The organism is Roseomonas chloroacetimidivorans, assembly GCF_049629625.1.
GTDB lineage: Bacteria > Pseudomonadota > Alphaproteobacteria > Acetobacterales > Acetobacteraceae > Roseomonas > Roseomonas chloroacetimidivorans.
In genome coordinates, this window is the sequence record NZ_JBNBZS010000013.1 from 135,837 (window position 1) to 162,801 (window position 26,965).

Below are 26,965 nucleotides of genomic sequence, written 5' to 3' on the forward strand. Positions count from 1 at the left end.
ATGGCGACGTGTCGCTTTAGGGGGTGGCCGGACGGCGCGCACGCTTCATACTTCCTTCTCATCCGGAAGCGGGGTGGCGAGCATGGGCTTTCGCGTCGGCGTGGACATCGGCGGCACCTTCATCGATTTTTGCCTCTGGAACGAGGACACGGCGGAGCTGCACAGCCTGAAGGTGCTGACCACGCCCGCCACGCCCGGCGCGGAGCTGCTCCGCGGGCTCGAGATCCTGGAGGAGCGGCACGGCGCGACCCCCGCACGGATCACCAGCTTCGTCCACGGTACAACGGTCGGCATCAACACGGTGATCCAGCGCAAGGGCGCGCGGCTGGCGATGCTGGCGACGGCGGGCTTCGAGGACGTGGTGGAGCTGGCCCGCCTTCGCATGCCGGAGGCCTACAGCCTCTTCTCCCGCCGTGGCGCACCGCTCGTCTCCCGCGACTGCGTCTTTGGCGTGGGCGGCCGTATCCTCTCCGACGGCTCGGAGGAGATGCCGCTGGACGAGACGAGTGTTCTCCGCGCCGCAAGGGCCGCGCGGGCGAAGGGCGTGGACGGGATCGTCGTCTCTCTCCTCAACGCCTACCGCAACCCCGCCCATGAGGAGCGGGCGGCCGAAATCCTGCGGCGGGAGGTGCCGGAGCTCTTTGTCTTCCGCTCCACCGAGGTCTGGCCGGTGATCCGCGAGTACGAGCGCACCACCACGGCCCTCATCAACGGCTACGTTCATCCGAAGGTCCGCGACTACCTCGACAACCTTATCGGCGGGTTGCGGTCGCGCGGGGTGCCGGCCGAGCCGCTGATTACCAAGTCCAATGGCGGTGTCATGTCCGCAGCGCTGGGCAAGCGCAACTGCGTCAGCATGGTGCTCTCCGGGACCGCCTCGGGCGTGATCGGCGCCGCGTTCCTGGCGCGGCAGGCCCGGCAGGACCGGGTGATCACGCTCGATATCGGCGGCACCAGCGCGGATGTCGCGCTGATCATCGATGGCCAGCCGCAGTTCGGCCTCGGCGAGAAGATCGGCGACCTGCCCCTCTACATCCCCTCCGTCTCCGTGACCTCCATCGGGGATGGTGGAGGTTCCATCGCGTGGGTGGACGAATTCGGCGTGCTGAAGGTAGGGCCGGAAAGCGCCGGTTCCGACCCCGGCCCAGCCTGCTACGGCCGCGGCGGCACCCGGCCGACCATCACGGATGCCTTCACTGTCTGCGGCTTCCTCGGCCAGCACGAGCTCGCCTATGGCGCCCTCCGACCCGACCGCGCCCTGGCAGAAGCGGCCATCGACAGCATCGCCCGGCCCATGGGCCTCTCCACCGAGGCGGCGGCGGAAGCGATCATTCGCATCGCCATCTCCGGCATGTTCGTGGAGGTGAACAAGCTCGTCGCCCGCTCCGGCGTGGACCCGCGGGATTTCGCCCTGCTGCCCTTTGGCGGCGCCGGCCCCATGCTCGGCTGCTTCCTGGCCCGAGAGCTGGGCGTGCGCCGCGTCATGGTACCCGCGCGACCGGGTGTGGTCAGCGCCCTCGGCGGCCTCGTTGCGGATATCCGCAACGACTTCATCCGCACCCTCTTCGCCACCGCCGAGCCGGCGGAGGGGCCGGCGATCGCCCGTGGGGCGGCGGCGCTGGAGCGCCAGGGCCTGGCCTGGCTGCGCGAGGAGCAGCGCTTCGACGGCCCGGCCGCAGCTTCCTGGTTCGCCGACATGCGCTACCGTGGCCAATCCTTCGAAATCGAGGTCGCGCTGCCGGATGCCGCCGTGCGCGCCGGCGACACAGCCGCCATCGCGGAGGCCTTCCACATCGCGCATGAGGGCATCTACGACTTCGCCGACCGTGACAGCCCCGTGCAGATCGTCAACCTGCGCCTGGTGATGGCCGGCAGCCCGCCGCGCCCGGCCATGCAGCCCCCGCCGCGCGGCGAGGGCGAGGTGGTGGCGGAGCGCGTGCTGCGCGTCTTCTTCGAAGAAGCCTGGCACGAGGTGCCGCTCTACCGTCGCGCTGCCCTCGGCACAGGCCAGCGCTTCGCCGGCCCCTGCGTCGTGGCACAGGACGACTCCACCGCCTGCATTCCGCCGGGCTTCCAGGCCAGCGTGGACGAGATGGGCAACATCATCCTGGACGCGGCGGAGTAGATCCCATGGCGATCGACAAGGTCACGCTGCAGATCCTGGCCAATCACTGCCGCGCGACGGCGGAGAACATGGCCTACACCCTCTACCGCACCGCCCACTCCACCTTCGTGAAGGAGACGGAGGACTTCACCATCCAGCTGTTGGACGCGGCGGGCCACACGGTGGGCGTGCCGATGGATCTCGGCGCCACCTGGTATCCCGGCCTGCACTACGGCAAGGCGATCGCGATGATCCCGGAGTACCAGCCGGGCGACATCGCCTTCACCAACGATCCGTATTCCGGCTTCCTCTCCACCCACGTGCCGGACCTGCATATGTGGAAGCCGATCTTCCACGAGGGGCGGCTGGTCTGCTTCGCCGCCGGCCATATCCACAACACCGATATGGGCGGCGCCGTGCCCGCCAGCCTCTCCCGCGCCCTCACCGAGGTCCACCAGGAGGGCATCCGGTTCAAGCCCTCGCTGCTCTACCGGGAAGGCGCGCTCAACCGGGAGCTGCTGGACGTGATGATGCTGAACGTCCGGAAGCCCGAGCAGAACATGGGCGACCTGAAGGCCTTTGTCGGCGCCCTCAACACTGGCGAGCGGAAGGTGCGCGAGATGATCGCCCGCTTCGGCGTGGACACGCTGATGCAGGGTATTTCCGACCTTATGGACTATGCCGAGCACCAGGCGCGCGAGATCCTGCGCTCCATCCCTGACGGGGAGTACTTCTTCTCCGACTACGCCGACGAGGACGGGCCGGAAGGCCACCCCGCGCGCCTTGCCGTTACGCTCCGTATCCGTGGCGACGTGGCGGAGTTGGACTTCACGGGGAGCGACCCGCAGCTCACCTCCTCGCTTAACGTCCCCACGGGCGGCAATCCGCGTCACACGCTGATGCTGGTCGGCGTGTACTACGTGCTGTTTTCCCTCAACCCGAACCTGGTGCTGAACTACGGCCTAACCCGACCCTTCACCTGCATCCTGCCGGAAGGCACGGTGGTGAACCCCTCCTTCCCGGCTGCGGTGGGGATGCGCTCCCTCACCTGCGCCCGGCTGCGCAGCCTCGTCTTCGGCGTCTTCGGCCTCGCCATGCCGGACCGGATGCCGGCCGCCCCTGCCGGCTCTTCCTCCATTGTCAACGTCATGACCCATGACGACCGTACGGGGGAGGCGATGATCGCCGCCATCAACCCCGTCGTGGGCGGCGGCGGCGGCATGCCGCACGGGGACGGCACGGACGGTTCGGGCGCGGACGCCGCCTACCTCAAGAACACGCCGATCGAGATCACCGAGGCGGAGGTGCCCATCCGCTTCCGCCACTACGGCCTCGCTTCCGGCTCCGGTGGTGCGGGGCGCTGGCGCGGCGGGCTGGCCACGCGCATGGATTTCGAGGCCTTCACGCCGAACACCCGGATCACCGCCCGCAACCGGGACCGCTGCCGCTTCCGCGCCTGGGGCATCCTGGGCGGCGGCCCCGGCGCGCCCTCCCGCATGGTGCTCAACCCCGGGCGCGCGGATGAGCGCGTGCTGAACAACGTGGACACCTTCAGCGCCAATCCCGGCGACATTGTTTCCATCATCTCCCCCGGCGGCGGCGGGCGGGGCGACCCGCTGGAGCGCGAGCCGGCCCGCGTGCTGCGTGACGTGATCTGCGGCTACGTCACGCCAGAAGCGGCCGAGACGGAGTACGGCGTGGCAATCCGCGGCGAGGCGGTGGACGAGGCCGCCACGGAGGCCCTGCGCGCGGCCCGCCGCGGCAACGCCCCGCCCCCTCACTTCCGCTTCGGACCCGAGCGCGAGGTCTTTGAGCGGGTCTGGGACCGGGATGCCTATGACGCGCTGACGGAGATCCTGTCTGGGCTGCCGATCCACTGGCGGCACTTCGTGAAGCGGCGTTTGATGGAGACCGTCAGGGCCGAGGGCGGGGGTGGCCCCGCCGTGCGCGCCGCCTGGGCGATGCTTCTGGAATCCCTGCCGCAGCTGCGGGTGCTGCACCCGGCGCGAGGAATGGCGGCGGAGTAGCACAACCATCCACTACGGCCCTGCGGGCCCAAGAACAGCGCCAGCGCGGCTTTCAGAACCCATTCAGGAAGGTGCAGAGAGCATGCGTTATGATCCCCCGCCCCCTCCGGCACCGCTCCGGCGGCGCTGCCTGCTGGGCCTGTCCGCGGCCGGCCTGGCCGTGCCCTCCGTCCTGCGGGCGCAGGGCGCATGGCCCACCCAGCCCATACGCCTCGTCGTACCCTACGGCGCGGGCGGCAGCACGGACATCGTGATGCGCCTGATGGCCCCGCGCATGAGCGAGTTCCTGGGCAAGCCGATCGTCATCGAGAACCGGCCGGGCGGCGGCAGCACCGTCGGTACCGATTTCGTCGCCAAGTCCACGGATGGGCACAGCTTCGTCCACGCAACCCTCGCCTCCACCGGCGTGGCAAAGACGCTCTACCCCAACCTGCCCTACGACCCCGTGCGCGACCTCGCCGCGATCGCGCCCAGCGTCTTCGTGCCCCTGGTGCTCGCGGTCACCACCGCAGGCTGGAACGTCCGCACGGCGGCGGAGCTGATCGAGACGCTGCGCGCCAACCCCGGTCGGTACCAGTACGGCTCCAACGGTGTCGGTGCCACGGGGCACCTGGCCAACGCCAATTTCACCACGCGGATCGGTGCGCGCGTGGAGCATGTGCCCTATCGCGCGGGCACGCAGACCATCAACGCGCTGATCGCGGGCGAGGTCCAATTCGTGCAGGACGTGTACGGGCTCCTCGTGCCCTACCACCAGTCCGGCCAGGCGCGCTGCCTCTTCGTCACCGCCGAGGAGCGCTCCCCCCTGCTGCCCGACGTGCCGACCATGGCCGAGGCCGGGGTGCCTCCATACAAGGCCTACTCCTGGTTCGGCCTCTTTGGCCCCTCCTCCACCCCGCGCCCCGTGGTCGAACGGATGGCGGCCGCCGTGGAACACGCCATGGCGGACCCGCTCGTCGACCGCCGGATGGAGGAGATGGGCACCCCCGTCATGCGCGGCTGGTCGCCCGACCGCTTCGCCGCCTACGTCGCCCAGGAAGTGGCGGACTGGGCCCCCCTCGTCCGCGCCTCGGGCGCCCGGGCGGAATGAGCGCAACACCGCACAGCCTGAGGAACCGAGCGATGACGACCACCACCCCGCCGCCCATCCTTCCGCGCCGCGCGTTGATCGCGGGCGCCGCGGCACTGCCCCTTATGCCCCGGGCCCACGCCCAGGCCCCTGCCCGCCGCCCGGCCGGCCGGAAGGGGCAGATCGTGGTCGGCCTCTACCAGGAGCCCACGCGCTTCCACCCGCTCCAGGCACGGATCGAGGTGGATGACGGGGTGCAGTTCAACATCTTCAGCGCCCTCTGGAGCATCACGCCCGAGGGCGAGTTCATGCCGGACCTAGCAGCCGAGATCCCATCCTTGGAGAATGGCGGCCTCTCGGCCGACGGATTGACCTGGCGCATCCGCCTCCGCCCCGGTGTTCGCTGGCACGACGGCGCGCCCTTCACCGCTGAGGACGTGAAGTTCACGCTGGAGCTCCTCCAGAAGCCCGACTTCCCCGCCATGAGCCGGAACGGCCACAGCCTGGTGCGCGACATCCAGGTGGTGAGCCCGACGGAGATCACGTGGCGCATGGAGAGCTTCTTTGCCCCCTACCTTTCCATCCTCGCCTGGACACTCATGGTGCCCCGCCACGTCCTCGCGGATGTCGCGGATCTCCGGCACCCCGAGTTCACCGCCCGTCCTATCGGCACCGGCCCCTTCAAGTGGGGCGACCGCCGCCCGGGGGAGCGGATCACCCTGATCGCCAACGAGAACTACCACGGCGAGGGGCCGTTCGTTGAACGCGTGATCTTCCGCTACATCCCCGACATGAACGGGCTGAAGACGCAGTTCATCACCGGCGCCGTCGACGCGGTGAGCGGCGGCCTGTCCCCTGACCACGTCGAGGAGGTGCGCGGGCGCCGCAACCTCATCCTCTACGTCGCGCCGAGCGCCTATCTCACGAGCTTTACGCTCAACAACGGCCTGCCGCAGTTCCAGGACCCTGCGGTCCGGCAGGCGCTCTACCTCGCCATGGACCGCCAGGCCATCATCCGCAACCTGTTCTACGGCCGGGACGAGCCGACCGAATCCTTCCTGCCGAAGCAGTCCTGGGCCTATAATGATGGCCTTCCCCGCCACCGCCACGACGTGGCCGCAGCGAAGCGCCTGCTGGACGAAGCGGGCTGGAAGCCCGGCACCGGTGGCATCCGGGAGAAGAACGGCGTGCGGCTGGCCTTCTCCACCTCCACCGTCGCGGGGAATCACCTGCGGGAGCAGGCGCAGCAGTTCCTGCAGCAATGCTGGCAGCCGCTCGGCATCTCCATGACCATCCGCAACTTTCCAGCAGCGGTGATGTGGGGAGATTTCTGGCGCAAGAGCCAGTTCGAATCGACTATCGTCGGCGCCATCTTCCCGACCGGCGCCGACCCGGACGTGAGCGACCGGCTGGGTAGCTGGGCTATCCCCGCGCAGAGCGGCTCCGGTGCCAACACCATGCAGTACAGCAACCCCGAGGTGGACCGCCTCCTGCGCGAGAGCGTGGGCCTGCTGGACCGCGAGAGGCGCAAAGCCAACTACTTCCGCGTGCAGGAACTGGTGCGGCAGGACCTGCCGATGCTGCCGATCTGCCAGACGAATCAGATCGAGGGCTCCAAGTCCGACCTGCTCGGCTACAGGGCGAACATCAACTACCGCTCCAACTGCTGGAACCTGCGGCAGTGGTACTGGGCGAGCTGAGAGGCAGGAGCGCACCGCATGTCCCCTCCTGTTGACCAGGTTCCGAGCGATGAGACCCTGCCGAAACAGGCCGATGTCGTCGTCATCGGCGGTGGCATCATCGGCACCGTCGCCGCCTACGAGCTAGCCATAAGGGGGCATTCCGTCGCCCTGCTAGAGAAGGGCCGGATCGCGGGGGAGCAGTCCAGCCGCAACTGGGGCTGGTGCCGCGTGCACGGCCGCGCCATTCCCGCCCTGCCACTCGCGACCGCCAGCCTGCGGCTCTGGGGCGGGATGGACCGCGAGATCGGCCGACCGACCGGCTTCCGCCAATCCGGCGTCATGACCGTGCTGCAGACCGAGGCGGACCGCGCCTACTGGGAGCACTGGCTTGAGGAGGCGCGCCCCTACCAGCTGGACGGCCGCATGCTGAGCAGAGCCGAGGTCGCGGAGCGCTTGCCCGGGCGCGCCTCCCCGGGGTTGGGCGGCATGTGGTCCGCGATGGACGGGCGCGCCGAGCCCGCGCGCGCCGCCCCAGCCATCGCCGCCGCCGCGCGGGAGCGGGGCGCGACGCTGCACCAGGGCTGCGCGGCGCGCGGGCTGGAGACCACCGCAGGCGCCGTCTCGGCCGTCGTCACGGAGAAGGGGCGAATCCGCACCGGCGCGGTGCTCCTCGCGGGCGGTGCCTGGGCCTCTATGTTCTGCCGCCGGCACGGGATCCGTTTCCCGCAATCTGGCGTGGTCGCCACTGCCTTTCGCACGGAACCCGGCGCGGTGGTGACGCCGGGCGGCGTCACCGACGGACGCTACGCCATGCGCCTCCGCGACGACGGCGGCTACACGGTGGCGCTGGCCGGCTCCGGCCGCGTGGAGCTGACGCCCCAGAAGTTCCGCTACGCGCTCGACTTCATCCCGCTCTTCCTCAAGCGCCGTAAGAAATTGACCTTCAGCATCGGCCGCTCCTTCGTCGAAGGGCCAGAGGCTGCGGCACGATGGTCCCTCGATAGCGCCTCACCCTTCGAGAGGCTCCGGGTGCTCGATCCCGCCCCGGGATCGGAACTGGTGGAGGCGGCCCTGGCCATGCTCCGCACCGACTATCCCGCCCTCGCCCAGGCGCGCGTCGCGCAGGCCTGGGGCGGGCTCATCGATTCCACGCCGGACGCGCAGCCCGTCATCTCCCAGGTGCAAGAGGTGCCCGGCTTCTATCTTGCTGCCGGTTTCAGCGGGCTGGGATTTGGCCTCGGGCCCGCTTCGGGCCGGTTGGCGGCCGACCTGATCACCGGCGCGGCACCGATCGTAGATCCAGCCCCTTACCGTCTCGCGCGTTTCTCGGATCGCAGCCAGCTCCGACCCGAGGCGCGGATGTAGTGGGGGCAGCCGGCGCTTCTCGGATGGGGGTCACTCGGAATGCGGCGCTGAGGATCCAGGATCGCGGCGTGGGCAATCAACCGTGGCCAAGCCAGCGATGTGGTTGTGCCTCCCCGAATGCTCGGGCATGTTCCGGCTGTTAACGCGGCACGAATGAACCGGTGCGCGGAGCGGGTCCGAGTGCGCCGCGCAAGTGGACCTCCTTGTAGTCATTGAACCAGGCCGGAAGTGACTGGAGGGCAGTCTAAGCATCTGGGCAGGATCGGACGCCGACACTGTCGTGCTTGCAGGTGCGGACGAAGTTGTTGCCCTGCGGACTCCTGCCAACCCATGCGGCCGCGCCCGGCGATGTATCGGAGATGCGCCTCCCGCTGCGTTGGTGTGGACTGCGCGGTCGCACTTGGCACAGCGCTCGCGCGTGGTGGTACCACCACAGCAGCATCGGGATAGTGCGCCGCGACCTTGGCATAGACGTCGCCCCCGTCATGGGCGCCGTCGTCGCTGACGGATGCGACGGAACCACTGACCCGCTCGAACAAGGGGCGGACCTGGGACGCGCAGATTACGTCCGCATTGCATGAGCCTGGATGAGGGTCGGGCGTCAGGTGATTGCACCTCCGATCCATGCACCGAGGTCCAACAGCTTCCCATCCAGCGTCGCGCGGCCTTCTTAACGCGCGCCGCGGCTACGGCACGGCGACCCCCAGCTTGGTGGCCCATGGAAGCAAGGCTTCGAGAATACCTTGGCGCAGCAGCACACCGTCGCGCTCCGCCGTCTCTCGCCTGCGCAGCCCTGCCTCGCCGGGCAGACGCACCGCGCCGAAGCCCGGGCGTGGCGGGCTGCTGTGGCATTTCCCGGCGATGGCATCCGTCTGCCGGGTGAAGGCGTCCAGACCGGCAAAGGCGGCAGGGTCAATCAACTGAAGGAAGACGGCGTTCACCATGCCCTTCGGACCCTCCGCGCGGCCCTGGCCTGACAAGCCCTGGCTCAGCGCCTCCGCCGTCAGGCCCCAGCCATAGCCCTTCTGGCCATGGTCCTGTCCGCCGGCCGGCAGCACCGTGCCGCCACGCTGGAGCGCCGTGGGGTCGTCCGTGGCTTTGCCTTCCGCGTCCATCAGCCAGGGCCGGTCATAGCGCCGACCCTCCTTGGCTAAGCGCATGGCCATGTTGTTCGTGGTGATAGATGCGCTGACGTCGATCATAACCGGGTCACCACCGGTCGGGAACCCGACAGCGAAAGGAGCCGGCGAGAGTGCGGCGCGGCTGCCGCCGAAGGGTGCCACAGTGGCTACGCCCGGGGCGGAGGAATGGATGGAAAGCACCAGTCCGCGCTCCGTCGCCCGCTGCAGATAGGCGGCCAGGCACCCGATATGGTGGCCATTACCGATGGCGATGCTCACTGTTCCGTACTGTCTCACCCGCGCGTAACCTGTCTCAAGCGCGCGGATCATCAGCCAGGGCCCCGGTAGCCGTCTGCCATCCCAGGCCATGGTGGCACCGCGATCTGCGAGCACCTCCGGCTGGCCCGTCACTGTCATGCTGCCGGCCTCAATCTCGCCGAGGTAACGCACCGCCAACTCCAGCCCGTGCGTGTCATGGCCGAGCATATCAGCCTCAACCAGGATGTCCGCGACAGCTTCGGCCTTTTCAGCCTCCATGCCTGCCGCGCCGAAGAGTCGGGCGGCGAAGGCGCGAAGGGCATCGGGCCTGTAGCGCCCGACGATCTCTGCCGCGCTCACGCCAGCACCCCAGTCGGCCAGGGTACGAATTCATTGGTGCCCATTCCGCTGATCTCGCTTCTCGTTCGCGCGCCTGAGGCATGACGCAGCAACTGCTCGACGACGCACCGCCCCATTTCCTGGACCGTAGCGTAGAAGCATTGGCACCGCATCCGCAGCCTAGCATGCCGAACGGCCGAAGCGAGCTTGGCGCCCCGATGGGTTGCGTTTCGCGAGTGACTCGAAAGCCCCCCTCTGGACGCCGAATCGAGGATCTCGTGATCAGCTAAGTACGCTGGCGGAAGTCATGCGGGATGCTCTGCGACAATCGGCCATGAACAAGGCGGATATCCTCCAGCAGCCCCACCACCTCCCGCTTGTACCCCTCCATGAACTCTCGTCGTGCCTTGCTCGTCATCAGGACGCCTCGCCCCCACAAAAGCTCATCCGAGGTGTTCACCGCCCGGGGGGGTGACCGGCCTGCGTGTTCCGCTCCGCTGGATCTTTCTTTCTGCAGCTCCTGGCCGGCGTTCCTAGTGACAAAGTCCCCCAGATCATTTGCATTGGAGGACTACTCTTTCGAGATCTCCGCCTTGCCGACACGAAATGCCGCTCTGCCCGACTTCTCGGTACGGGAGCTACAGGCGACCCTCGCCGTAGCCGAGCAGGGCAGCTTCATGGCAGCCGCGCTCGTTCTCGACATCTCCCAGCCCGCCCTCACCCGCACGGTTCAGCGCGTCGAACGCGTGCTCGGTACGGAGCTATTCCGGCGCACGACCCGAAAGCTCGAGGTCACAGCCGCAGGGCGCCAGTTCCTGGCGATGGCCAGCCGCATTCTCGATGACCTCCGCCTCTCCGTTCAGAGCCTGCGTGATCAGAGCGACGAGGAGAGTGGCCAGGTGATCCTGTCGGCGGTCATGTCGGTCGCGTATTCTCGCATGCCGCCCATTATAGCCGCCCACAGGAAGCTCTACCCGCGCATCGAGATCCAGCTCCACGAGGGTGTCCACGGCACGGTGCTGGATATGATCCGGAACGGCGTGTCCGACCTCGGGATCACGTATCTCGACCGACTAACGGACGAGTTCGAGGGCATTCCGCTGGGTCAGGAGGCGTTCCACGTCGTCCTGCCCCTCCGTCATCCGCTGGCCAGGCGAAAAAGCATCGATTTCTCCGAAGCGGCCGGCTTTGACATGGTCTGCCTGCCCCGCGAGGCCGAGACACGGCGACTCATCGACGGTCACGCTGTCTCGAGCGGGCTGACCCTCCGCCAAGCGGTCGTGGTGGACCAGTTCGCGACTTTGATGGAGTGCGTCAAGGCAGGGGTTGGCCTGGCGATTATCCCCGGCGGCGCCATCCCTGCTGCCAGGCACGCTGGCCTCGTCACGCGGCCCCTCTCCCACCCATCCATTCGCCGCAACGTCGGAGCCGTTCTCCTCCGGGGGCGCGACCTGACCCCTGCTGCGCGAGGCTTCCTCTCCCAACTCAAGGACCGGTGGGGCAACGAGGCCCCTGATTTATGCGTCTGACGCAATCGCAATAAGCAATAGATTATCGTGGGCATTAATGGAATGAGCCCCTAACCTTCTGGCCACCAAGCCGGGAGAGAAGGCAGATGAATGCCATCGTGCAGCCCAAGAGCTCTGTGGCGGACACGGTTCCGGCCAGCACGGACCTTGTCGAATACTATTACGAGCGCGGCTTTTCTGACGGCCTTCCCGTGGTTCCGCCCACCCCGGAGAAGGTCGAGGCGATCATCGACCGCCTGGGCGGCGATCCCGGCTTCGTCGAGGCCCGGATCGCGCCACGCTGGGGAGAACTGACACGCGAGGTGCTGGCCATCAACATGGTCATGGCCGGGTGCCGTCCCGAGTATGCCCCCGTGGTGCTCGCCGCTGTCAAAGCCCTAACGGACCAAGCCTTCAACCTGAACGGCGTGCAGGCCACGACCCATGTCGCGGCCCCCTTGCTGGTGGTGAACGGCCCGATCGCGCGGGAGATCGGGATGAACGGGGGCTGCAATGCCTTCGGCTCCGGCAACCGCGCCAACGCCACCATCGGCCGCGCGCTGCGCCTGATCATGCTGAATGTCGGCGGCGGCTGGCCGGGAGACCTGGACAAGAGCACGCTCGGCCACCCCGGCAAGTACACCTACTGCGTCTGCGAGAACGAGACGCAGAGCCCTCTGGCCCCCTACCATGTGGAGCAGGGCTACAAGCCGGAGGAATCGACCGTCTTCCTGATGGCGGCGGAGGCGCCGCACAGCGTCACCGACCACATCTCGAACGACCCGGAGGGGATCCTCGACACGATGTGCTCGGCGATGAGCACCATCGCCTCCAACAGTGCGGTGCTGGGCGGCCACATCGCCGTGGTGCTGGGGTTGGAGCATGCGCAGACCATCGGCAAGCACGGCTGGTCGCGCGCCGACGTGAAGAACTACCTGTTCCACAATCATGGCAACCGCTTCATCGACCTGGCGCGCGGCCACCGGTACGGCCGCGTCTACAACCGCAACATCCCACGCTACTACAAGCGCGAGGACGACACCCGCATCCCGATCATTCACAGCCCGGACAACATCCACCTCTTCGTCATGGGCGGGGAGGCCGGACGCTTCTCCGTGCTGATCCCGGGCTGGGGCCACATGAGCACCCCGGTCCACCGCGCCATCGAGGAAGGCGCCAGCGGCGACAACGGGCGGGAATGCACGGGCGGAGTCTGCGCGCTGTGAGCATCACCGCCGATCCCCAGGAGGCCACCATGCTGACGCAGACCGACACGGCAACGGTCCATGTCTACGACCCGCGCGGCGCCTTGCGCTTCGAGAACCTGCCCGTTTCCGGGCGGAAGGCGTCCCTGCACGGGCTCCGCCTCGGCATTCTCGACAACTCCAAGTGGAACGCGAACAAGCTGCTGCGGGGCGCGGCCGCCGCCCTGGGCGAGGAACTCGGCTTCTCCGCCGTGAACTACTACGTCAAGCACAGCTTCTCGAAGGATGCGGCCCCGGAGTTGATTGAGCGGATCGCGGCGGAGAACGACATCGTCCTCACCGCCATCGGCGACTGCGGCTCCTGCTGCTCGGCCTGCGTGCGGGACTCCATCGCCCTGGAGAAGCTCGGCGTGCCCTCGGCCGTGATCATCACCACCGAGTTCGTGCGGGAGACGGAGCTGACGCGGCAGGCCGTGGGGATGAGAACCCTGGAGCCGGTGGTGATCGCCCATCCCGTCTCCTCCATCACCGCCGAGGAGGTCGCGCAGCGCGTGGAGCAGATCCGCCAGCAGGCCCAGAAGGTCTGGCTCGGCACCCAGCCGCCGCTGACCCTGAAGGCGGAGCTGCAGTAGCGGCCGGCCGGCGGTGGTCCTTCCCCTGCCGGTCCGTGCTGGTCACCTGGCCGGTGGTACCCTTCAGGGAGCCGCCGGCCCTTCGCGTTCCTGAACTGCCCAAGAAGCAAGAGAACGACAAGAACTCGGGAGAGCACGTCCATGAGGATGTCACGCCGCCACGCCCTAGCAGCCCTCGCCACCCCCGTCCTCGCCCGCTCCGCCCGGGCGGGAACGGCATGGCCCGCCGGGCCCGTCCGCGTCGTCGTGCCTTTTCCCGCGGGCGGGCCGACGGACGTGGTGGCGCGGGTGGTCTGCCAGTCCATGTCCGATGCGCTGCGCCAACCCTTCGTCATCGAGAACCGCGGCGGCGCCGGCGGCATTATCGGTGCCGACCAGGTGGCGAAGGCCGCGTCCGACGGGCAGACATTGCTAATCAACGTCTCTGCTCACGTGATCAACCCCTCCCTCTACGCCCGCCTTCCGCACGACCCGCTGAAGGACTTCACGCCCGTCACCGGCGTCGCCTCCACGCCGATCCAGCTCGTCGTCAGCGCCGATCTCCCCATCGCCTCCGTCGCGGAACTTGTCAGCTACGTCCGGGCCCGCCCCGCGTCCTGCAGCTTCGCCTCGTCCAGCACCGGCACTCCGGGCCACCTAGCCGGCGAGCTGTTCAAGATCGCGGCGCGGCTCGACGCGCAGCACATCCCCTATCGCGGCAGCGCTCCCGCGCTGACGGACGTGGTCAGCGGGCGGGTGACCTACATGTTTGACTCCATGCCATCCTCCCTGCCCCTCGTGCAGGCCGGCAAGCTGCGCGCCATCGGGGTGACCGGAACGGAGCGCGTGCGGAACCTGCCCGCCGTACCGACCATGGTGGAGAGCGGCTTCCCCGACATGACCCTGACCACCTGGTACGGCCTCTGGGCTCCTGCCAATCTGCCGCCCGCGATGGCCTCGCGGATCCAGGCGGAGACTGCCTCGGCCCTGAAGCGGCCCGAGGTTCGCCAGCGGCTGACAGAGGTCTCCGCCGAAGGCATGAGCGAGCCGCCCGAGCGCTTCTCGGCCTTCTGCCAGTCCGAGGCCGACCGATACGCCCGCATTATCCAGGCGGCCGGCATCCGGATGGAGTGAAGCGGGATGCCTGCCGTGCACTGCGCGCGTGACAGGCACGACCGGCAAGCACCCATAAACAAGGCCCGGACCTGATGACCGACATGCCGGTCTGCCCGGCCGGCATGTCGTCGGCCGGGTACACGTGCTCAGGAGACCAAGGTGCCCAACATTCACCGCACGCGACTACTCATCCTTGGGGCCGGGCCGGCCGGCTATACCGCGGCCATCTATGCGGCACGGGCAGGGCTGGAGCCGATCCTGGTCGCGGGCCTCCAGCCCGGCGGGCAGCTGACCATCACCACCGATGTGGAAAATTACCCGGGCTTCGCAGCCGCGGTTCAGGGCCCCTGGCTGATGGACCAGATGCGGGCCCAGGCCGAACATGTGGGTACGCGGATCATCCAGGACGTGATCACGGAGGTGGACCTCTCCACACGGCCTCTCCGCGCCACCGGCGATTCGGGGGATCTCTATGAGACCTCGGCCATGGTGATCGCCACGGGCGCCCAGGCGCGCTGGCTCGGCATCCCCGGGGAGAAGGAGCTCTCCGGCTTCGGCGTCTCCGCCTGCGCCACCTGCGATGGCTTCTTCTTCCGCGGCCGGGAGGTGGCGGTGATCGGCGGCGGCAACTCGGCCGTGGAGGAGGCCCTCTACCTCGCCGGGCTGGCTTCCAAGGTCACGCTGATCCACCGCCGGGATAGCCTGCGGGCCGAGCGCATCATGCAGGAGCGGCTGTTCAACCATCCCAGGATCTCGATCCTCTGGAACACGGTGGTCGAGGAGGCGCTGCCCACCGAGGGCAAGCTGCGCGCCCTGCGGGCGCTGAAGCTGAAGGACCTTGCTGGTGGCGGCCATTACGAATTGCCGGTGGACGGCATGTTCGTGGCCATCGGGCACGACCCCGCCACTTCCCTCATCCGCGGCCAGCTCGAGACCGATGAGGACGGCTATATCGTGACCCAACCGGGCTCCACCCGCACCAGCGTGCCGGGGGTCTTCGCCGCGGGCGACGTGCAGGACCGGATCTATCGCCAGGCCGTCACGGCGGCCGGCAGCGGGTGCATGGCCGCGCTGGATGCCGAGAAATGGCTGGCCCACATGCCGGACGACGCCCCAGCAGTCGCGGCCTATGACGCGGTGGACGGCTGATGCCGCTCGATTGGAACTTGCACGCCGTCACAAATGCAGGCTGAACGCGGCGCGTAGGGCCAGGTCTCGGCGGAGCGGGGACTGGCTGGTCTGGCCACGATCAGCCAGTCGGGCGGCGCCTATCCCTGCTGCCTTCAGGCCCCGCTTCCACCCCTGTTTCTCATCGACTTAGCGCTATGGCTCCATGACTTTGCCGAGCCATCGAACAACTGCATCGACGAGGCGCTCTGGAACTTCCATCGGGATCATATGCCCCGCGCCCTCCATGACCGTCAGCTCTGCTTCTGGGATCCCATCCTGCAGTTCTTTCGCTTCCTCGATCGACCGCAGCCTGTCCTGCTCGCCAGCAACAATGAAGGTCGGGCAGCGGATGGCGCTGAGACGGTCCAGATCTCCATTTCGCTCGAGCATCAGCTGGCGACGGAAGACCTCCGGACCTAACCGGGCTCCCATAGCAAATATGCGTCCGATCAGTGTTTCGTCACCCGCATTCTCGGGGTGCAGGGACGAGGAAACGGCAGAGCGGCTGAGGCCCACGGTACTGGCCGAAGCAAGTCGCGAAGCCATCGCCGCCTTGCGCTGAGCCTCGGCGGCCGGGTCGCCTCGCGCCGAGGTCGCGATCAGCACCATGGCCTGGACCCGCTCCGGCGCTGGACGCGCGATCTCCCGGGCAACGTATCCGCCCATCGAGAACCCAACCAGAATAAAGCACGCCGGGGCATCGGCCAGGGCCCGCTGTGTCATGGCCTCGATCGAGCCGTCGCGACTGAGGTCGGCGTGGAAGGTCGGCCCGAACGGCGACAGTGCACCCTCGACCTCCCGCCAGAGGTCCGCGTCGGTCATCAAGCCGGGAACGAGGAGCAGGGTCATGGGCCCCTCAGTCGCGGCTGCGAACGCTGGGCAGGAGGCGGGACAGGCTCATCAGGCTGCCAAGGACCGCGATGAAGCATCCTACCCACACGGTCATCCTGGCTCCCCCGGCCGGAAAGGCGGATAGGCAGAGGGCGACCACGGCCGCGCCGAGCGCCTGGCCGAGGAGGCGGGATGTCGCGACGATGCCGCTGGCGCCGCCGCTGCGCTCCCGCGGCGCGCTGGCCATGATGGCCTTCATGTTGGGTGCTTGGAAGAAGCCGAAGCCCACGCCGCACAGCGCAAGGCGCCAGACGATATCGATTGGCCCGGGATCGGCGGGCAGCAAGGCCAGGCTCGCCAGGCCACCACTCAGGACAAGCAGCCCTCCGCCCCCGAGCAGGCCGGGCGAGTGCCGGTCCGACAGGGGCGCCGCGATAAGGGCCATCACGGCGAGGGTGGCGGGCCAGGGAGTGATGAGGAGTCCCGTCTGGCTCTGGCTGAACCCAAGCACAGTGTGCAGCCAGAAGGGCAGCACGACGAAGGCCAGCCCCTGAACGGTGAAGGCGCAGACGGAGGTCGCGGACGACAGGGAGAAAAGGGGACGCCGGAACAGATCCACCGCCAGGATCGGTGCGGGCCTGCCGGCCTCGCGCCGGAGGAGGGCATACCCGCACGCCGCCGCTCCGATCCAGGCAGCAAGGATCCAATGCCAAGCTATCCGGTGAACGAGCCCGGAGAGGCCGAACAGGAGCAGGGCGAAAAGTCCGGCGCACAGGGCGGCCGACAGGCCGTCGAAATGACGCGCGCCCCGCTCCGTCGTCGGGAGGCTGCGCAGCGTGAGGCCCGCGGCAATCAGGCAGATCGGAACATTCGCGAGGAACAGCCATGGCCATTTGGCAACGGCCAGGACGGCGGAGGCGACGGTCGGGCCTGCCGTGAAGGCGATTCCGACAACGAGCGCGTAGATGCCGAGGCCCCGGCCGAGGCGTTCGGGAGGGTAGATGTAACGAATGAGGGCCGGGGTTACCGCGGATATGGCCGCCGCGCCGAGGCCCAGCAGGGCGCGAGCCGCGACCAGGGTGGGTAGCGACCAAGCCATCCCGCAGGCGAGCAACCCCGCTACGAAGACGGCGATCCCGGCGCTGAAGACCCGTCGGTGCCCGAAAATCTCCCCAAGCGCCGCGAACGGCAGCAGCGCCGCGACCACCACGAGATAATAGACGTTGACCACCCAGATGGAGGTCGCGCTAGCCGCGCCGATGTCCCGCGCAATGGTTGGAAGGGCGGTGTTGGTGAGGGAAATATCGATGGTCGAGATGGAGACCGGGACGAGCACGGCCAGCAGGGCTGGAAGGCTTACTCGGCGGGCCTCGACGTGAGCGATTGCCGGCGTCGCTTCTGGTGCGGTCACGGTGATGTCCTGGAACTCAGCTTCGACGCAGGCGCCCGGCAGCGGAACGGGATGGAAGCGGCGCCTCATCGCGACTGCTTTCACGGTGCGGTGCTGCCCGGATCTCCGGCGACCCGCTTCATGAATCGGGTTCTACCTTCCCGTCCGGTATGACGGAAATGGATTATTACTCTAGTAGTATTCGAGGCATGAATGGTTGGCGATGAACCTTCGTACCGTGGACCTGAACCTCCTGGTCATCTTCGACGCCCTCATGGCTGAGCGCCACGTGAGCCGGGCGGCCGCCCGAATCGGCATGAGCCAGCCGGCGGTTAGCAACGCGCTCTCGCGCCTGCGCCACCTCTTCCAGGACGAGCTCTTCATCCGGGCGGCTGGCCGGATGGAGCCGACCCCCCGGGCCCTTGAACTCGGCCAGTCCGTGGAGGTGATCCTGCGCCAGGCGGAACGCCTGCTGGTGACCGACCTCACCTTTGATCCTCGGGCCTCGGACCGCCACTTCACCCTGCGGATGTCGGACCTGGTCGGCTACCTCGCCCTGCCCCGGATCACCGCCCACCTGCGGGACGCGGCACCGGCGGTCAGCCTGGAGGTCCTGCACACCTCGCCGGAGGACACCCTGAAGGCGCTGGAGGCTGACACGCTTGACCTCGCCCTCAGCATGGCGCTGGACACCTCCCGGCTGATCCGCTCTGCCCCCCTGTTCCAGGACCGGATGTGCTGCGTCATGAGCGCCAGCCACCCGCTGGCCAAGGGCCGACTGAGCCTGGAGCGCTTCCTCGGCCACCCGCATATGCGCGTAGCCATGAGCCCAACGGACACGCGCTTCGTCGACAACGTGCTTGTGGAGCAGGGCCTGCAGCGGCGGGTGGTGCTGACCGTGCCGCACTGGCTGCTGGTGCCACGTACCCTGGCCGGGACAGACCTGCTGGCGGTGGTCTCCCGCAAGATGGCGGACCTGTTCACGGGCGATGGGGGGATTGTCGCGCGTCCCCTGCCGTTCCAGTCCGTGCCCTTTGACTGGCACCTGTACTGGCACCGCCGCTACGACGGCAGCGCGGCGCATCTCTGGCTCCGCGAGACGATCACCGCGCTCTGCCGCACCATCTGAACTGACCCTCCCGGTCCTTCGGGAGGAAATGCCTCCCGGCGCCAGCTGGGCTACTCGGCCCGTAGTCCCAAGGCCTTCACCTCGCCCGTCCAGCGGGCCGTCTCCTCCCGCACGAAGGCGTCCAGCCGCTCGTCCGGGACATTGCCCGGCTCGGCGCCCTGCTGCGCCCACAGTCGCGCCGTATCCGGCGCCGCGACGGCGCGCCGTACCTCCGCCCGAAGGCGCTCGACGATGGTGGGTGGTGTTCCGGCCGGTGCCCAGAGGGCATACCAGGTGCCCGCGTCCATATCGGGGCCGCCTGCCTCCTTCATGGTCGGGATTTCCGGAAATAGGGGCGACCGGCGCGCGCTGGTCAGGGCCAGGGCGCGAAGCCGTCCACCGGCGAGCTGCGAGGCGGAGGTTCCCATGCCGTCGAACATCATCGGGCAGACGCCGGCGACCAGATCGTTCATCGCCGGCGCGGTGCTGCGATAGGGCACATGAACGATCCGGAGCCCTGTCTCCCGGAGGAAGATTTCGGCGATGATGTGCTGTGACGTGCCATTTCCTGATGAGCAGTAGGTCAGCTCACCGGGCTTCTCCCGGGCTCGACGCAACAGGGTGGGCAGATCCGTCAGCCCCGCGCCCGGGTTCACCACCAGCACGTTGGGGACCACGGCGGTGATGCCGATCGGGATGAAGTCGGTGTCGATGCGGTAGCCGCGCTGCGGGTACAGGGCCTCGGACATCGGCTGATGCACGCCACCCGCGAGCAGGGTGTAGCCATCCGGTGCGGAGCGCGCCGCGTTGAGGACGCCGATCGTGCCGCCCGCTCCGGCGCGGTTGTCGATCACGAAGCTCTGGCCAGTCTGCTCGGTCAGGCGCTGCGCGATCGGTCTGGCGAAGGAATCAACGCCGCCGCCCGGGCCGTAGGGAACCACGATGCGTACCGGGCGGTCAGGCCAGTTGGCGCGCGCCGGCACGGCCAGCGCCAACAGGCTGGCCGCCAGGGCAGCCAAGGAAAGGATCTTCATCGACGTTCCTCCGTTGTTACTGCTTCGGCCTGCCGCGGCCGCTAAGGCTTCTTCGGCAGGAGTTTCCAGGTCGAGGTGGCATGGGCGACCGTCTCGCCGGACGCGTCGCGGGCCTCGGCGCGCAGGAAGCAGATGCTGCGCCCCGCCCGCAGCATCTCGCCCCGGCACGTCACCCGCCCGCCCCGCACAGCGCCGAGGAACTGCACTTTGAACTCCAGGGTGGCACCCGCTCCGAAGCGGTGCTCCAGGTGATGCCCCATGGCGATGTCGAGGGCCGTCGCGATGATCCCGCCGTGCAGCGTTCCCTGCGGGTTGGTCAGGAAGTCCTCTGCCTCGAAGGCAACAGTGCAAGCGTCGGGCGTGCGCTCGATCTCCAGGCCGAGGAAGCGGCTGATGAAGAAGTCGCCAAAAACCTGCCGGTCGCTCGCCGCGGCGCGCTCGAAGGCAAGGCGCGCTGCAGCACCGGGCGCGGCATGTCGTCCGCTCATGGCATTGGACCCTTTGGGCTGGGATTCGGATCAGCTGGGGACAAGGAGGCCCTTCCCCGTGGTCTGGGTGTCGAAGAGCCGGTAGGCCTCCTCCGCCTGCTCCAAGGGCCATTCGTGGGTGAAGAGGCTGTCCACATCGAGGCCCCGCTCCGCGACGAAGCGGGCGCAATCCGCCTGGCCGTTCCGGCTGAACGTCCAGCTTCCGAAGATAGAAAGCTGCTTTCGGTTCATCTCGTTGCTGACGTCAATCGTGACGTGCCCGCCTTCCCCGAGGAAGACGACACGGCCCCATTTCCGCGCGGAACGGATGGCCGCGGAGCGCGCCTCTGCCGCTCCCGTGCAGTCCATGGTGCAATCGGCGCCCTGCCCGCCGGTCAGATCGCGGATTGCTTCCACGACATCGTTCCGCCGGGCGTCGATCGTGGCGTCCGCCCCGAACTCGGCAGCGCGGGCGAGGCGGCCCGGATCGATGTCGAGGGCGATGACACGGGCGCCCATGGCCGAGGCAAGCCGGGTGCCGCTGAGCCCCACCGGTCCCTGGCCGAAGATGGCGATGGTCTCGGAGCCGCGCAGGCCGAGGCGGTCCAGCCCGCCCCAGGCTGTTCCCGTACCGCAGGAGATGGCTGCGCCTGCACGGAAGGAGAGAGCATCCGGCAAGGGAATAAGCGATTCCGCCGGAACCTTCATGTACTTCGCATGGGCGCCATCCCCGTTGGCCCCGAAGGTGGTGGACCCGTCATCGCACATCTGCGTCCACCCGCTGCGGCAGGGCGAGCAGCATCCACAACCGGCGTAGTGATGGTTCATCACCCGTGCGCCGATCCGCGCCACGGGGCTCGAGACGCCTTGCCCAAGGGCGGCAACAACCCCGCAGGGCTCATGCCCCGCGATGACCGGCTGGTCCGAGGGGCGGCCGAGGCCGATGGAATCAGCACCGTCCTTCGCGCGGTAATATTTCAGGTCGCTCCCGCACATGCCAGACGCCTTGATCTCGAGGATGACCTCTCCCGGGCCCGGAGTTGGGTCCGGCACATCCCGGATCTCCAGGCGGCGATCGCCCAGGAAGTAGACCGCCCTCATTCCGCCGCCTCCTGCCGGGCATGGCCGAGCCAGTCAGCCAGGATGTCCGCCGCGTGCTGCCCGAGCAGAGGCGGCGGCGCGGCCGGGGGAAGTGGTTGGCCATCAAAGCGCGCGGGCGAGGCGATGTAGCGCACCGGGCCAGCGGCCGGGTGTTCCACCGTTGCAACCATACCGCGCTCCAGCAGCTGTGGTGCCTCGCAGACCTCACCCACGGTGCGGATAAGACCGCAGGGGACGCCCGCCGCCGAGAGCAGGGACAGCCAGTGCTGCCTCGGATGCGCGCGAATCATCGGCGCAAGCGCGCCGATAAGGGCTTCTCGGTTGGTCACCCGATCCGGTGCCGTCGCGAACCGGGGATCTGCCTCCAATGCTTGGCACTCGACCGCGGCGCAGAAGAGCCGCCAGAACTTGTCGTTCGCGACGGCGATGTTGATCCAGCCGTCGGAGGCCTCGAAGGTCTCGTAGGGCGCGATGGTCGCGTGCGCGTTGCCGCGCCGGGCTGGGCTGCGGCCCGTGGTGAAGTAGATGCCGGCGTTGAACGTCAGGAGCGAGGCCAGGGCGTCGAGCATGGACACCTCGACCCGACCGCCCTTGCCCGCCGCGTCGCGCCGCCGGAGCGCTGCCAGCACCGCCTGGGACGCGTAGAGCCCGGTGACGAGGTCCGCGACCGAGGTGCCCACCTTGGTGGGCGGCCCGTCCGGCAGGCCCGTTATGCCCATCAGCCCGCTCTCGCCCTGGATGATCAGGTCGTAGCCAGGGCGCTGCGCGTCCGGTCCCTCGCCACCGAAGCCGGTGATGGAGCAGAGAACCAGCCTGGGGTTGGCCGCGCTCAGCGCCTCCCAACCCAGACCCAGCCGCTCCAGCGTGCCGGGACGGAAGTTCTCCACCACGACATCGGTCTGGGCCGCGAGCGCGAGGGCCGTCCCGCGTCCCTCCCCACTCTTGAGGTCCAGGGCGATGCTGCGCTTATTGCGGTTGACCGAGAGAAAGTAGCTGCTCTCGCCGCCCTGGAACGGTGGTCCGAAGCGGCGACTTTCGTCGCCGCTTCCCGGCTCCTCCACCTTGACCACATCGGCCCCGAGGTCACCGAGCAGCATGGTGCAGAAGGGCCCGGAGACGACGCGGGTGAGGTCAAGCACCCTCACCCCGCCCAGCGGAGCTGGGCCGTTCGCCTCAGGCCACCGCATCGGCCCGGTCCACCAGCAGGTCGGCAAGTTCGGTCATGCTGCCGACGATCAGGTCGGGCTGATAGGGCCACTTAGCGAAGGGGCGCCGGCGGCGGTCGATGAAGGCGGCGCGCATGCCCGCCGCCTTGGCGCCGACACAGTCAAACTCGTGGTTCGCGACGAAGAGGATTTCGTCCATCGCCACGCCGCAGATTTCCGCAGCCTTGGTGTATGTCGAGACATGTGGCTTGAAGGCACCCGCGGCCGCCACGGAGATCACTCGGTCGAACGGAATGCCGTGGTGCTTCTTCGCCTCCTCCAGCATATCGGGATCGCCATTGGACAGGACGACGAGTTTGAAATCCCGGTGCAGGCGCGCGAGTGCCTCCGGCACCTCGGGAAAGCACTTCAGCCGCTCGATGTGGGAGACAAGAGTCTCCACCTCCTTCTGGCTGTGCTCGATGCCAGCGCGGTTCAGCACCTGGTCCACCGAGAGGTGGCCGATGTCGCGGTAGCGCATGTGCTCGCGGTGGAGCAGCGCGTCGATCATAGAGTTCTCGAAATGGGTGCGGCGCCACCAGGTGACGAAGGAGTTCGGATCGCCCGTCCACCCTTTAGACTGGAGGTAGGGCGTCGCCGCCTCGCGCAGCCCGCCCTGCATATCCACGACCGTGCCGTACTGGTCGAACATGCAGATCTTGATCCGGCTCCTCAGCGCCGCGACATCGGTCATTTTTCCGCTCCTGGCTGTTCCGTGGCAGGACCATGCAGGAGCTTGGACACCTCGTGAAATGGATAAATCGACTGGCGTTATTGAGCGTGGTGATAGTTAAAGCCCGACTAAGCGCCACCGCATGATTGACAAACTCCTATTGCCCCGAGTCAGGGAGCAAGGATTTGGTGGGCCGCATGCCTTCCCGAGAAGAACGGCAAGCGCCGTCGCGTAGTGGCTGCTTTCTTCAGATCGGTCTTCAGAAGCAGACAGGCCTTTTTCAGCCGTACCTTGGCGTATCATCTTACGGACGCACGGAAATTTTGACGATGTTCTGGCCTGCCTTCACGTGACCGGATGGGTGGTTCCAACAGGTCCGGTCTTCTGGGGCCTTCTCTTCCTCCTACTTGATCCTCGCGGTCTGCCTGCATACTCCAGTAGATGACCAATAAAGTTGGTGGCTCCTGGAGGGCGACATGACTGAACTGGTGACGTCCCCCGGCACCACGTCTTGGCGGGTTCTCGCCCTGCCATAGGCTGTGTGCCGGGCCGTTGGTGGCCTGGACGCGCGGCGAACCCGTTCTCCTGGCCAGCAAGCGCGAGCGGCATGGCGCGGGCGCGTTTATCACACTGCCCGCATTTCCTCCGGCCAAGTCAGCGCCGGATCTATCGTGAGGCGCAGGCCCTGATGTTTGGTGACCTCCTCGGCCCGGAGCGTTTCCATCTCGAGTGCGAGCCAGTGCGCCGTCCGCCTGGCCTGCTAACCCTGGTGATGCCCCCGAATACGGCACCAGTTGCTTGGGCGGCCTTTACCCACGATCCCCGCCCAGCTCAGTATCCATCTCAGCAGTTTCTCCTGCTGCTCGACTTCCGGAGGGCAGCTAATTCGCTGAGCGCCCGTGGCGGCGGCATCGCCGGAACCCATGCGGCACTCCTCGCCAATCTTCTGCCCCAAGCGCTGCATCAAGGCTGACAACTGCCATAAGGTGCCCGCCTTAACTCAACGTCAGGTCGGCGCACGCGTCATCAGGAGACGCCCGCCCAGCAGGATGAGTGCCAGGCCAGACAGCGACTTCACAACGCGCGATACTGCGGGACGAAGCAGAACCCTTGTCAGGCCAGACATCGCAAGGACAACGCAGCCGTAGAAGAGCATTGCGACAGCGGCGTGGGTCAGCGCCAGGGCCGCGCCTCGCGCGTAGAAGCCGGTCGGGTGCGGCACGAGGAACTGGGGGAAGACCGCGACGTAGAAGATGGCCGGCTTCGGATTCAGGATATTGGTTAGGTAGCCCCTGACAAATGCCTCCGAAATCGACGGAGCCGAGCGTCCGCCCCCGGCTGTAATGGTCAACCCTCCAGATCTGCGAAGAGACAGGAGCGATCTGATCCCCATCCAGATCAGGTAGAAGGCGCCGATCACCTTAAGTGCGGTGAACAGGATGGCCGAGGTGGCGATGATGGCACCAACCCCCACCAAGGCCAGTGCCGCGTGGGACAGGATCGCGGCGCAGATTCCAAGCGTTGCCGCAACGCCGATCTGTCTGCCGGCACCCGGAGCAGTGCCGAGAAGGAGAAAGAGATTGGGTCCTGGGGTGACCACGATCACGGTCACGATGGAGAGGAAGATCACATACTGGCCCGCCGGCGGGAGCATGGAAGGTTTGCCTCACTGACTGTGAATGCTGGGGTTGAATAAGACCCGCGGCAGCGCCCCGGTGTGCTGGGCACGGCCTGCTGTCGGAGGACTCGCGCCGGACGTGCTTCGCCGCTGCTGCTAGAGCTGTCCTCGCCAGAATGGCCGCGACGCCTCGAGGGCCGCGTCCATTTTCGTCAGACCGATGTCACGCAGGCGCTCTGGCGGTAGCTCACTCAATGTGCGGCGGGTCGCAGCGCGTCGATGCCACAGGAGGAGCAGCGCGAGTGCACGGGAGACCGGGCTGCGGACTGCAGAATTGATCCGAGCGTTCCACTCTATTGCTCCGATCATCTTTTAATTGCCTCGAATTGCGGTCGGATTGCCTTCTGCCATGCGCGCGAAATCTGCTTCAATTCGAGAATTGCTATCGGTACAATATTTTCCATGTCCGACTTCCGCGCCCTGGCCGATCGCCTCGCCCGCAGCCTCGCCGAAGATCTCGCGGCGGGTCGTCGAAAGCCCGGCGACCGCCTTCCGACCAGCCGCGACTACGCTCATGGCCAGGGCATCGCGCCGTCGACCGCCAGCCGCGTCTACGCGGAGCTGGTCCGCCGTGGCGTGGCCGTCGGCGAGGTCGGCCGGGGCACCTTCCTTCGTGCGCCGGCCTCCCTGCCCCGCCTGCCGGGGCGGGAGACCGACCGGGGTGGGATCGTGGACCTGGAGCTCAATTTCTGCGTCCTGCCTGACCAGGGTGCGCTCCTCGGCCCGGGGCTCGCCCGACTTGCCTCCGCAGAAGCCCTGCAACCCATGCTCTCCCGCGTCGCCGTGGCGGGCGATCCCGCCGCGCGCGAGGCGACCGCCCGGCTGATGGCCCGTCGAGACTGGGCTCCGGTGCCGGAGAGCATCCTCTTCGCCGGCCGGGGACAGCAGGCCCTCTCGGCCTGCTTCACCGCGCTTATCGCGCCTGGCGAATCCCTAGGCTTGGAGGCGATGACTTATCCCCTGGCTAAGGGCATCGCCCTGCGCCTGGGGCTCAAGCCCGTGCCCCTGGCCATGGACGATCAGGGCCTGCGCCCCGATGCTCTCGCGGCCGCCCACGCCGCGCACCCCCTTCGGCTGCTCTATCTGCAGCCCGATCTTCACAACCCGCTCGGCGCGGCCATGCCGGCCTCCCGTCGGCGCGAAGTGGCCGAGCTCTGCCGCGCACTGGACATCCTGGTTGTCGAGGATTCCGTGTACGGCTTCCTCTCCGCCGACGCGCCGCCACCGGTGGCCGCCCACGCGCCGGAGCGGGCGGTGGTGGTGGACAGTCTCTCCAAGCGCGTGGCGCCCGGCATGACGCTGGGCTTTCTCTCTGCCCCGCCCGCACTCCGCCCGCGCATCGCCTCCGCGCTCCGCCTGGGCGGCTGGGCCGCGCAGGGCTTCGACCTCGCCGCGGGCACGCTGTGGATGGAGGACGGCACCGTCGAGGCCCTTGTCCTTGCCAAGCGCGAGGAAGCGATCCGCCGCAACGCCCTGGCGCGGCAGATCCTGGGCGATGGTGGCCTCGTCCTGCGCGGCGATTCCCGCGCCTATCATCTCTGGCTAGAGCTTCCCGAGCCCTGGCGCGCGGAGACCTTCGTCGCGGCCGCTGCCCGGCGCGGCATCGCCGTCTCGCCCGCGGCCGAGTTCGCCGCAGCCCCCGGCCACGCGCCGAACGCGGTGCGCCTGGCCCTTGCCGCGCCGGAGCAGGCCGCCCTCCGGCCCGCGCTGGAAACACTGCTCGAAACCGCTCTCGCAGGACCGGACGCCGGCGCGGTTGGGTAGCGCGAGTCACCACGTCTCATTACCTCAGGCAGAGCCTTGGCTGCTGGGCGAAGCCCAACTCGGCTCAGTGGCCTCCCGGAATGCGCGCCTTGCGTGCCGCTTGCCGATGAGCAGTCCGCGGTGGTCGGCCTCTGCCGGA

The 26,965-nt window shown here is 68.1% G+C and carries 23 protein-coding genes; 12 read left to right on the plus strand and 11 right to left on the minus strand.

Annotated elements, in window-relative coordinates; genetic code table 11:
• Positions 1-82: 82 nt before the first annotated feature.
• The 5 genes from ACO1BU_RS12345 to ACO1BU_RS12365 all read left to right on the plus strand — a co-directional run bounded on the left by ACO1BU_RS12345 (position 83) and on the right by ACO1BU_RS12365 (position 8,247).
• Positions 83-2,125, plus strand: coding sequence for a hydantoinase/oxoprolinase family protein (locus tag ACO1BU_RS12345; protein ID WP_424136243.1), 2,043 nt, complete (start codon positions 83-85; stop codon positions 2,123-2,125).
• A gap of 5 nt (positions 2,126-2,130) precedes the next feature.
• A complete protein-coding gene (locus ACO1BU_RS12350) occupies positions 2,131-4,131 on the plus strand; it encodes a hydantoinase B/oxoprolinase family protein (RefSeq protein ID WP_424136244.1) in 2,001 nt (666 codons plus the stop codon).
• An 82-nt stretch (positions 4,132-4,213) separates the two neighbouring features.
• Positions 4,214-5,221 carry a Bug family tripartite tricarboxylate transporter substrate binding protein gene (locus ACO1BU_RS12355; RefSeq protein ID WP_424136245.1) on the plus strand — a complete coding sequence of 336 codons (1,008 nt, stop codon included), beginning with the start codon at positions 4,214-4,216 and terminating at the stop codon, positions 5,219-5,221.
• Positions 5,222-5,253: 32 nt separating this feature from the next.
• Positions 5,254-6,900, plus strand: a complete 1,647-nt coding sequence (locus tag ACO1BU_RS12360) for a peptide ABC transporter substrate-binding protein (RefSeq protein WP_424136246.1) — start codon at positions 5,254-5,256, stop codon at positions 6,898-6,900.
• Between the two features lie 18 nt (positions 6,901-6,918).
• Positions 6,919-8,247, plus strand: coding sequence for an NAD(P)/FAD-dependent oxidoreductase (locus ACO1BU_RS12365; protein ID WP_424136247.1), 1,329 nt, complete (start codon positions 6,919-6,921; stop codon positions 8,245-8,247).
• 686 nt (positions 8,248-8,933) lie between these two features.
• Here ACO1BU_RS12365 and ACO1BU_RS12370 read toward each other — a convergent pair.
• Both ACO1BU_RS12370 and ACO1BU_RS12375 read right to left on the minus strand, forming a co-directional pair.
• Positions 8,934-9,986 carry an Ldh family oxidoreductase gene (locus tag ACO1BU_RS12370; protein ID WP_424136248.1) on the minus strand — a complete coding sequence of 351 codons (1,053 nt, stop codon included), beginning with the start codon at positions 9,984-9,986 and terminating at the stop codon, positions 8,934-8,936.
• A gap of 265 nt (positions 9,987-10,251) precedes the next feature.
• Positions 10,252-10,383: a hypothetical protein gene (locus tag ACO1BU_RS12375; protein WP_424136249.1), complete on the minus strand. Its 132-nt coding sequence runs from the start codon at positions 10,381-10,383 to the stop codon at positions 10,252-10,254.
• 175 nt (positions 10,384-10,558) lie between these two features.
• Between ACO1BU_RS12375 and ACO1BU_RS12380 the strand changes: the two genes are divergently transcribed.
• From ACO1BU_RS12380 to trxB, 5 genes are all read left to right on the plus strand, one after another.
• On the plus strand, positions 10,559-11,494 hold the full coding sequence (locus tag ACO1BU_RS12380) for a LysR family transcriptional regulator (protein ID WP_424136250.1): 936 nt from the start codon (positions 10,559-10,561) through the stop codon (positions 11,492-11,494).
• An 86-nt stretch (positions 11,495-11,580) separates the two neighbouring features.
• Entirely contained in the window at positions 11,581-12,699 is a 1,119-nt protein-coding gene (locus tag ACO1BU_RS12385) for a hypothetical protein (RefSeq protein ID WP_424136251.1), read from the plus strand.
• Positions 12,700-12,728: 29 nt separating this feature from the next.
• Positions 12,729-13,310, plus strand: a complete 582-nt coding sequence (locus ACO1BU_RS12390) for a UGSC family (seleno)protein (protein ID WP_424136252.1) — start codon at positions 12,729-12,731, stop codon at positions 13,308-13,310.
• Between the two features lie 141 nt (positions 13,311-13,451).
• The gene (locus ACO1BU_RS12395; RefSeq protein WP_424136253.1) at positions 13,452-14,423 is read left to right on the plus strand and encodes a Bug family tripartite tricarboxylate transporter substrate binding protein; all 972 of its coding nucleotides are present in this window, start codon (positions 13,452-13,454) and stop codon (positions 14,421-14,423) included.
• Positions 14,424-14,564: 141 nt separating this feature from the next.
• Positions 14,565-15,554: a thioredoxin-disulfide reductase gene (gene trxB / locus ACO1BU_RS12400; protein ID WP_424136254.1), complete on the plus strand. Its 990-nt coding sequence runs from the start codon at positions 14,565-14,567 to the stop codon at positions 15,552-15,554.
• A gap of 174 nt (positions 15,555-15,728) precedes the next feature.
• On the opposite strand, the gene ACO1BU_RS12405 is transcribed toward trxB, so the two are convergent.
• Entirely contained in the window at positions 15,729-16,424 is a 696-nt protein-coding gene (locus tag ACO1BU_RS12405; RefSeq protein WP_424136255.1) for an alpha/beta fold hydrolase, read from the minus strand.
• 7 nt (positions 16,425-16,431) lie between these two features.
• Positions 16,432-17,886 carry an MFS transporter gene (locus tag ACO1BU_RS12410; RefSeq protein ID WP_424136256.1) on the minus strand — a complete coding sequence of 485 codons (1,455 nt, stop codon included), beginning with the start codon at positions 17,884-17,886 and terminating at the stop codon, positions 16,432-16,434.
• Between the two features lie 133 nt (positions 17,887-18,019).
• On the opposite strand from ACO1BU_RS12410, the gene ACO1BU_RS12415 reads away from it, so the two are divergent.
• Complete coding sequence (locus ACO1BU_RS12415) at positions 18,020-18,925, plus strand: LysR family transcriptional regulator (protein ID WP_424136257.1); 906 nt, start codon at positions 18,020-18,022, stop codon at positions 18,923-18,925.
• A 50-nt stretch (positions 18,926-18,975) separates the two neighbouring features.
• On the opposite strand, the gene ACO1BU_RS12420 is transcribed toward ACO1BU_RS12415, so the two are convergent.
• From ACO1BU_RS12420 to ACO1BU_RS12450, 7 genes are all read right to left on the minus strand, one after another.
• The gene (locus tag ACO1BU_RS12420; protein WP_424136258.1) at positions 18,976-19,938 is read right to left on the minus strand and encodes a Bug family tripartite tricarboxylate transporter substrate binding protein; all 963 of its coding nucleotides are present in this window, start codon (positions 19,936-19,938) and stop codon (positions 18,976-18,978) included.
• Between the two features lie 41 nt (positions 19,939-19,979).
• A complete protein-coding gene (locus tag ACO1BU_RS12425; RefSeq protein WP_424136259.1) occupies positions 19,980-20,426 on the minus strand; it encodes a PaaI family thioesterase in 447 nt (148 codons plus the stop codon).
• Between the two features lie 30 nt (positions 20,427-20,456).
• Complete coding sequence (locus ACO1BU_RS12430) at positions 20,457-21,506, minus strand: zinc-dependent alcohol dehydrogenase family protein (RefSeq protein ID WP_424136260.1); 1,050 nt, start codon at positions 21,504-21,506, stop codon at positions 20,457-20,459.
• A complete protein-coding gene (locus ACO1BU_RS12435; RefSeq protein ID WP_424136261.1) occupies positions 21,503-22,693 on the minus strand; it encodes a CaiB/BaiF CoA transferase family protein in 1,191 nt (396 codons plus the stop codon). Before ACO1BU_RS12435 ends, ACO1BU_RS12430 begins: the two co-directional genes overlap by 4 nt.
• Positions 22,680-23,405 (minus strand): haloacid dehalogenase type II, encoded by a 726-nt coding sequence (locus ACO1BU_RS12440; protein ID WP_424136262.1) that lies wholly within the window; start codon positions 23,403-23,405, stop codon positions 22,680-22,682. Before ACO1BU_RS12440 ends, ACO1BU_RS12435 begins: the two co-directional genes overlap by 14 nt.
• Positions 23,406-24,390: 985 nt before the next feature.
• Positions 24,391-25,038, minus strand: coding sequence for a LysE family translocator (locus ACO1BU_RS12445; RefSeq protein WP_424136263.1), 648 nt, complete (start codon positions 25,036-25,038; stop codon positions 24,391-24,393).
• Positions 25,039-25,158: 120 nt separating this feature from the next.
• Positions 25,159-25,371, minus strand: coding sequence for a DUF1127 domain-containing protein (locus ACO1BU_RS12450; RefSeq protein WP_424136264.1), 213 nt, complete (start codon positions 25,369-25,371; stop codon positions 25,159-25,161).
• A 93-nt stretch (positions 25,372-25,464) separates the two neighbouring features.
• Here ACO1BU_RS12450 and ACO1BU_RS12455 point away from each other — a divergent pair, with 93 nt between their 5' ends.
• On the plus strand, positions 25,465-26,826 hold the full coding sequence (locus ACO1BU_RS12455) for an aminotransferase-like domain-containing protein (RefSeq protein ID WP_424136265.1): 1,362 nt from the start codon (positions 25,465-25,467) through the stop codon (positions 26,824-26,826).
• Positions 26,827-26,965: the final 139 nt, after the last annotated feature.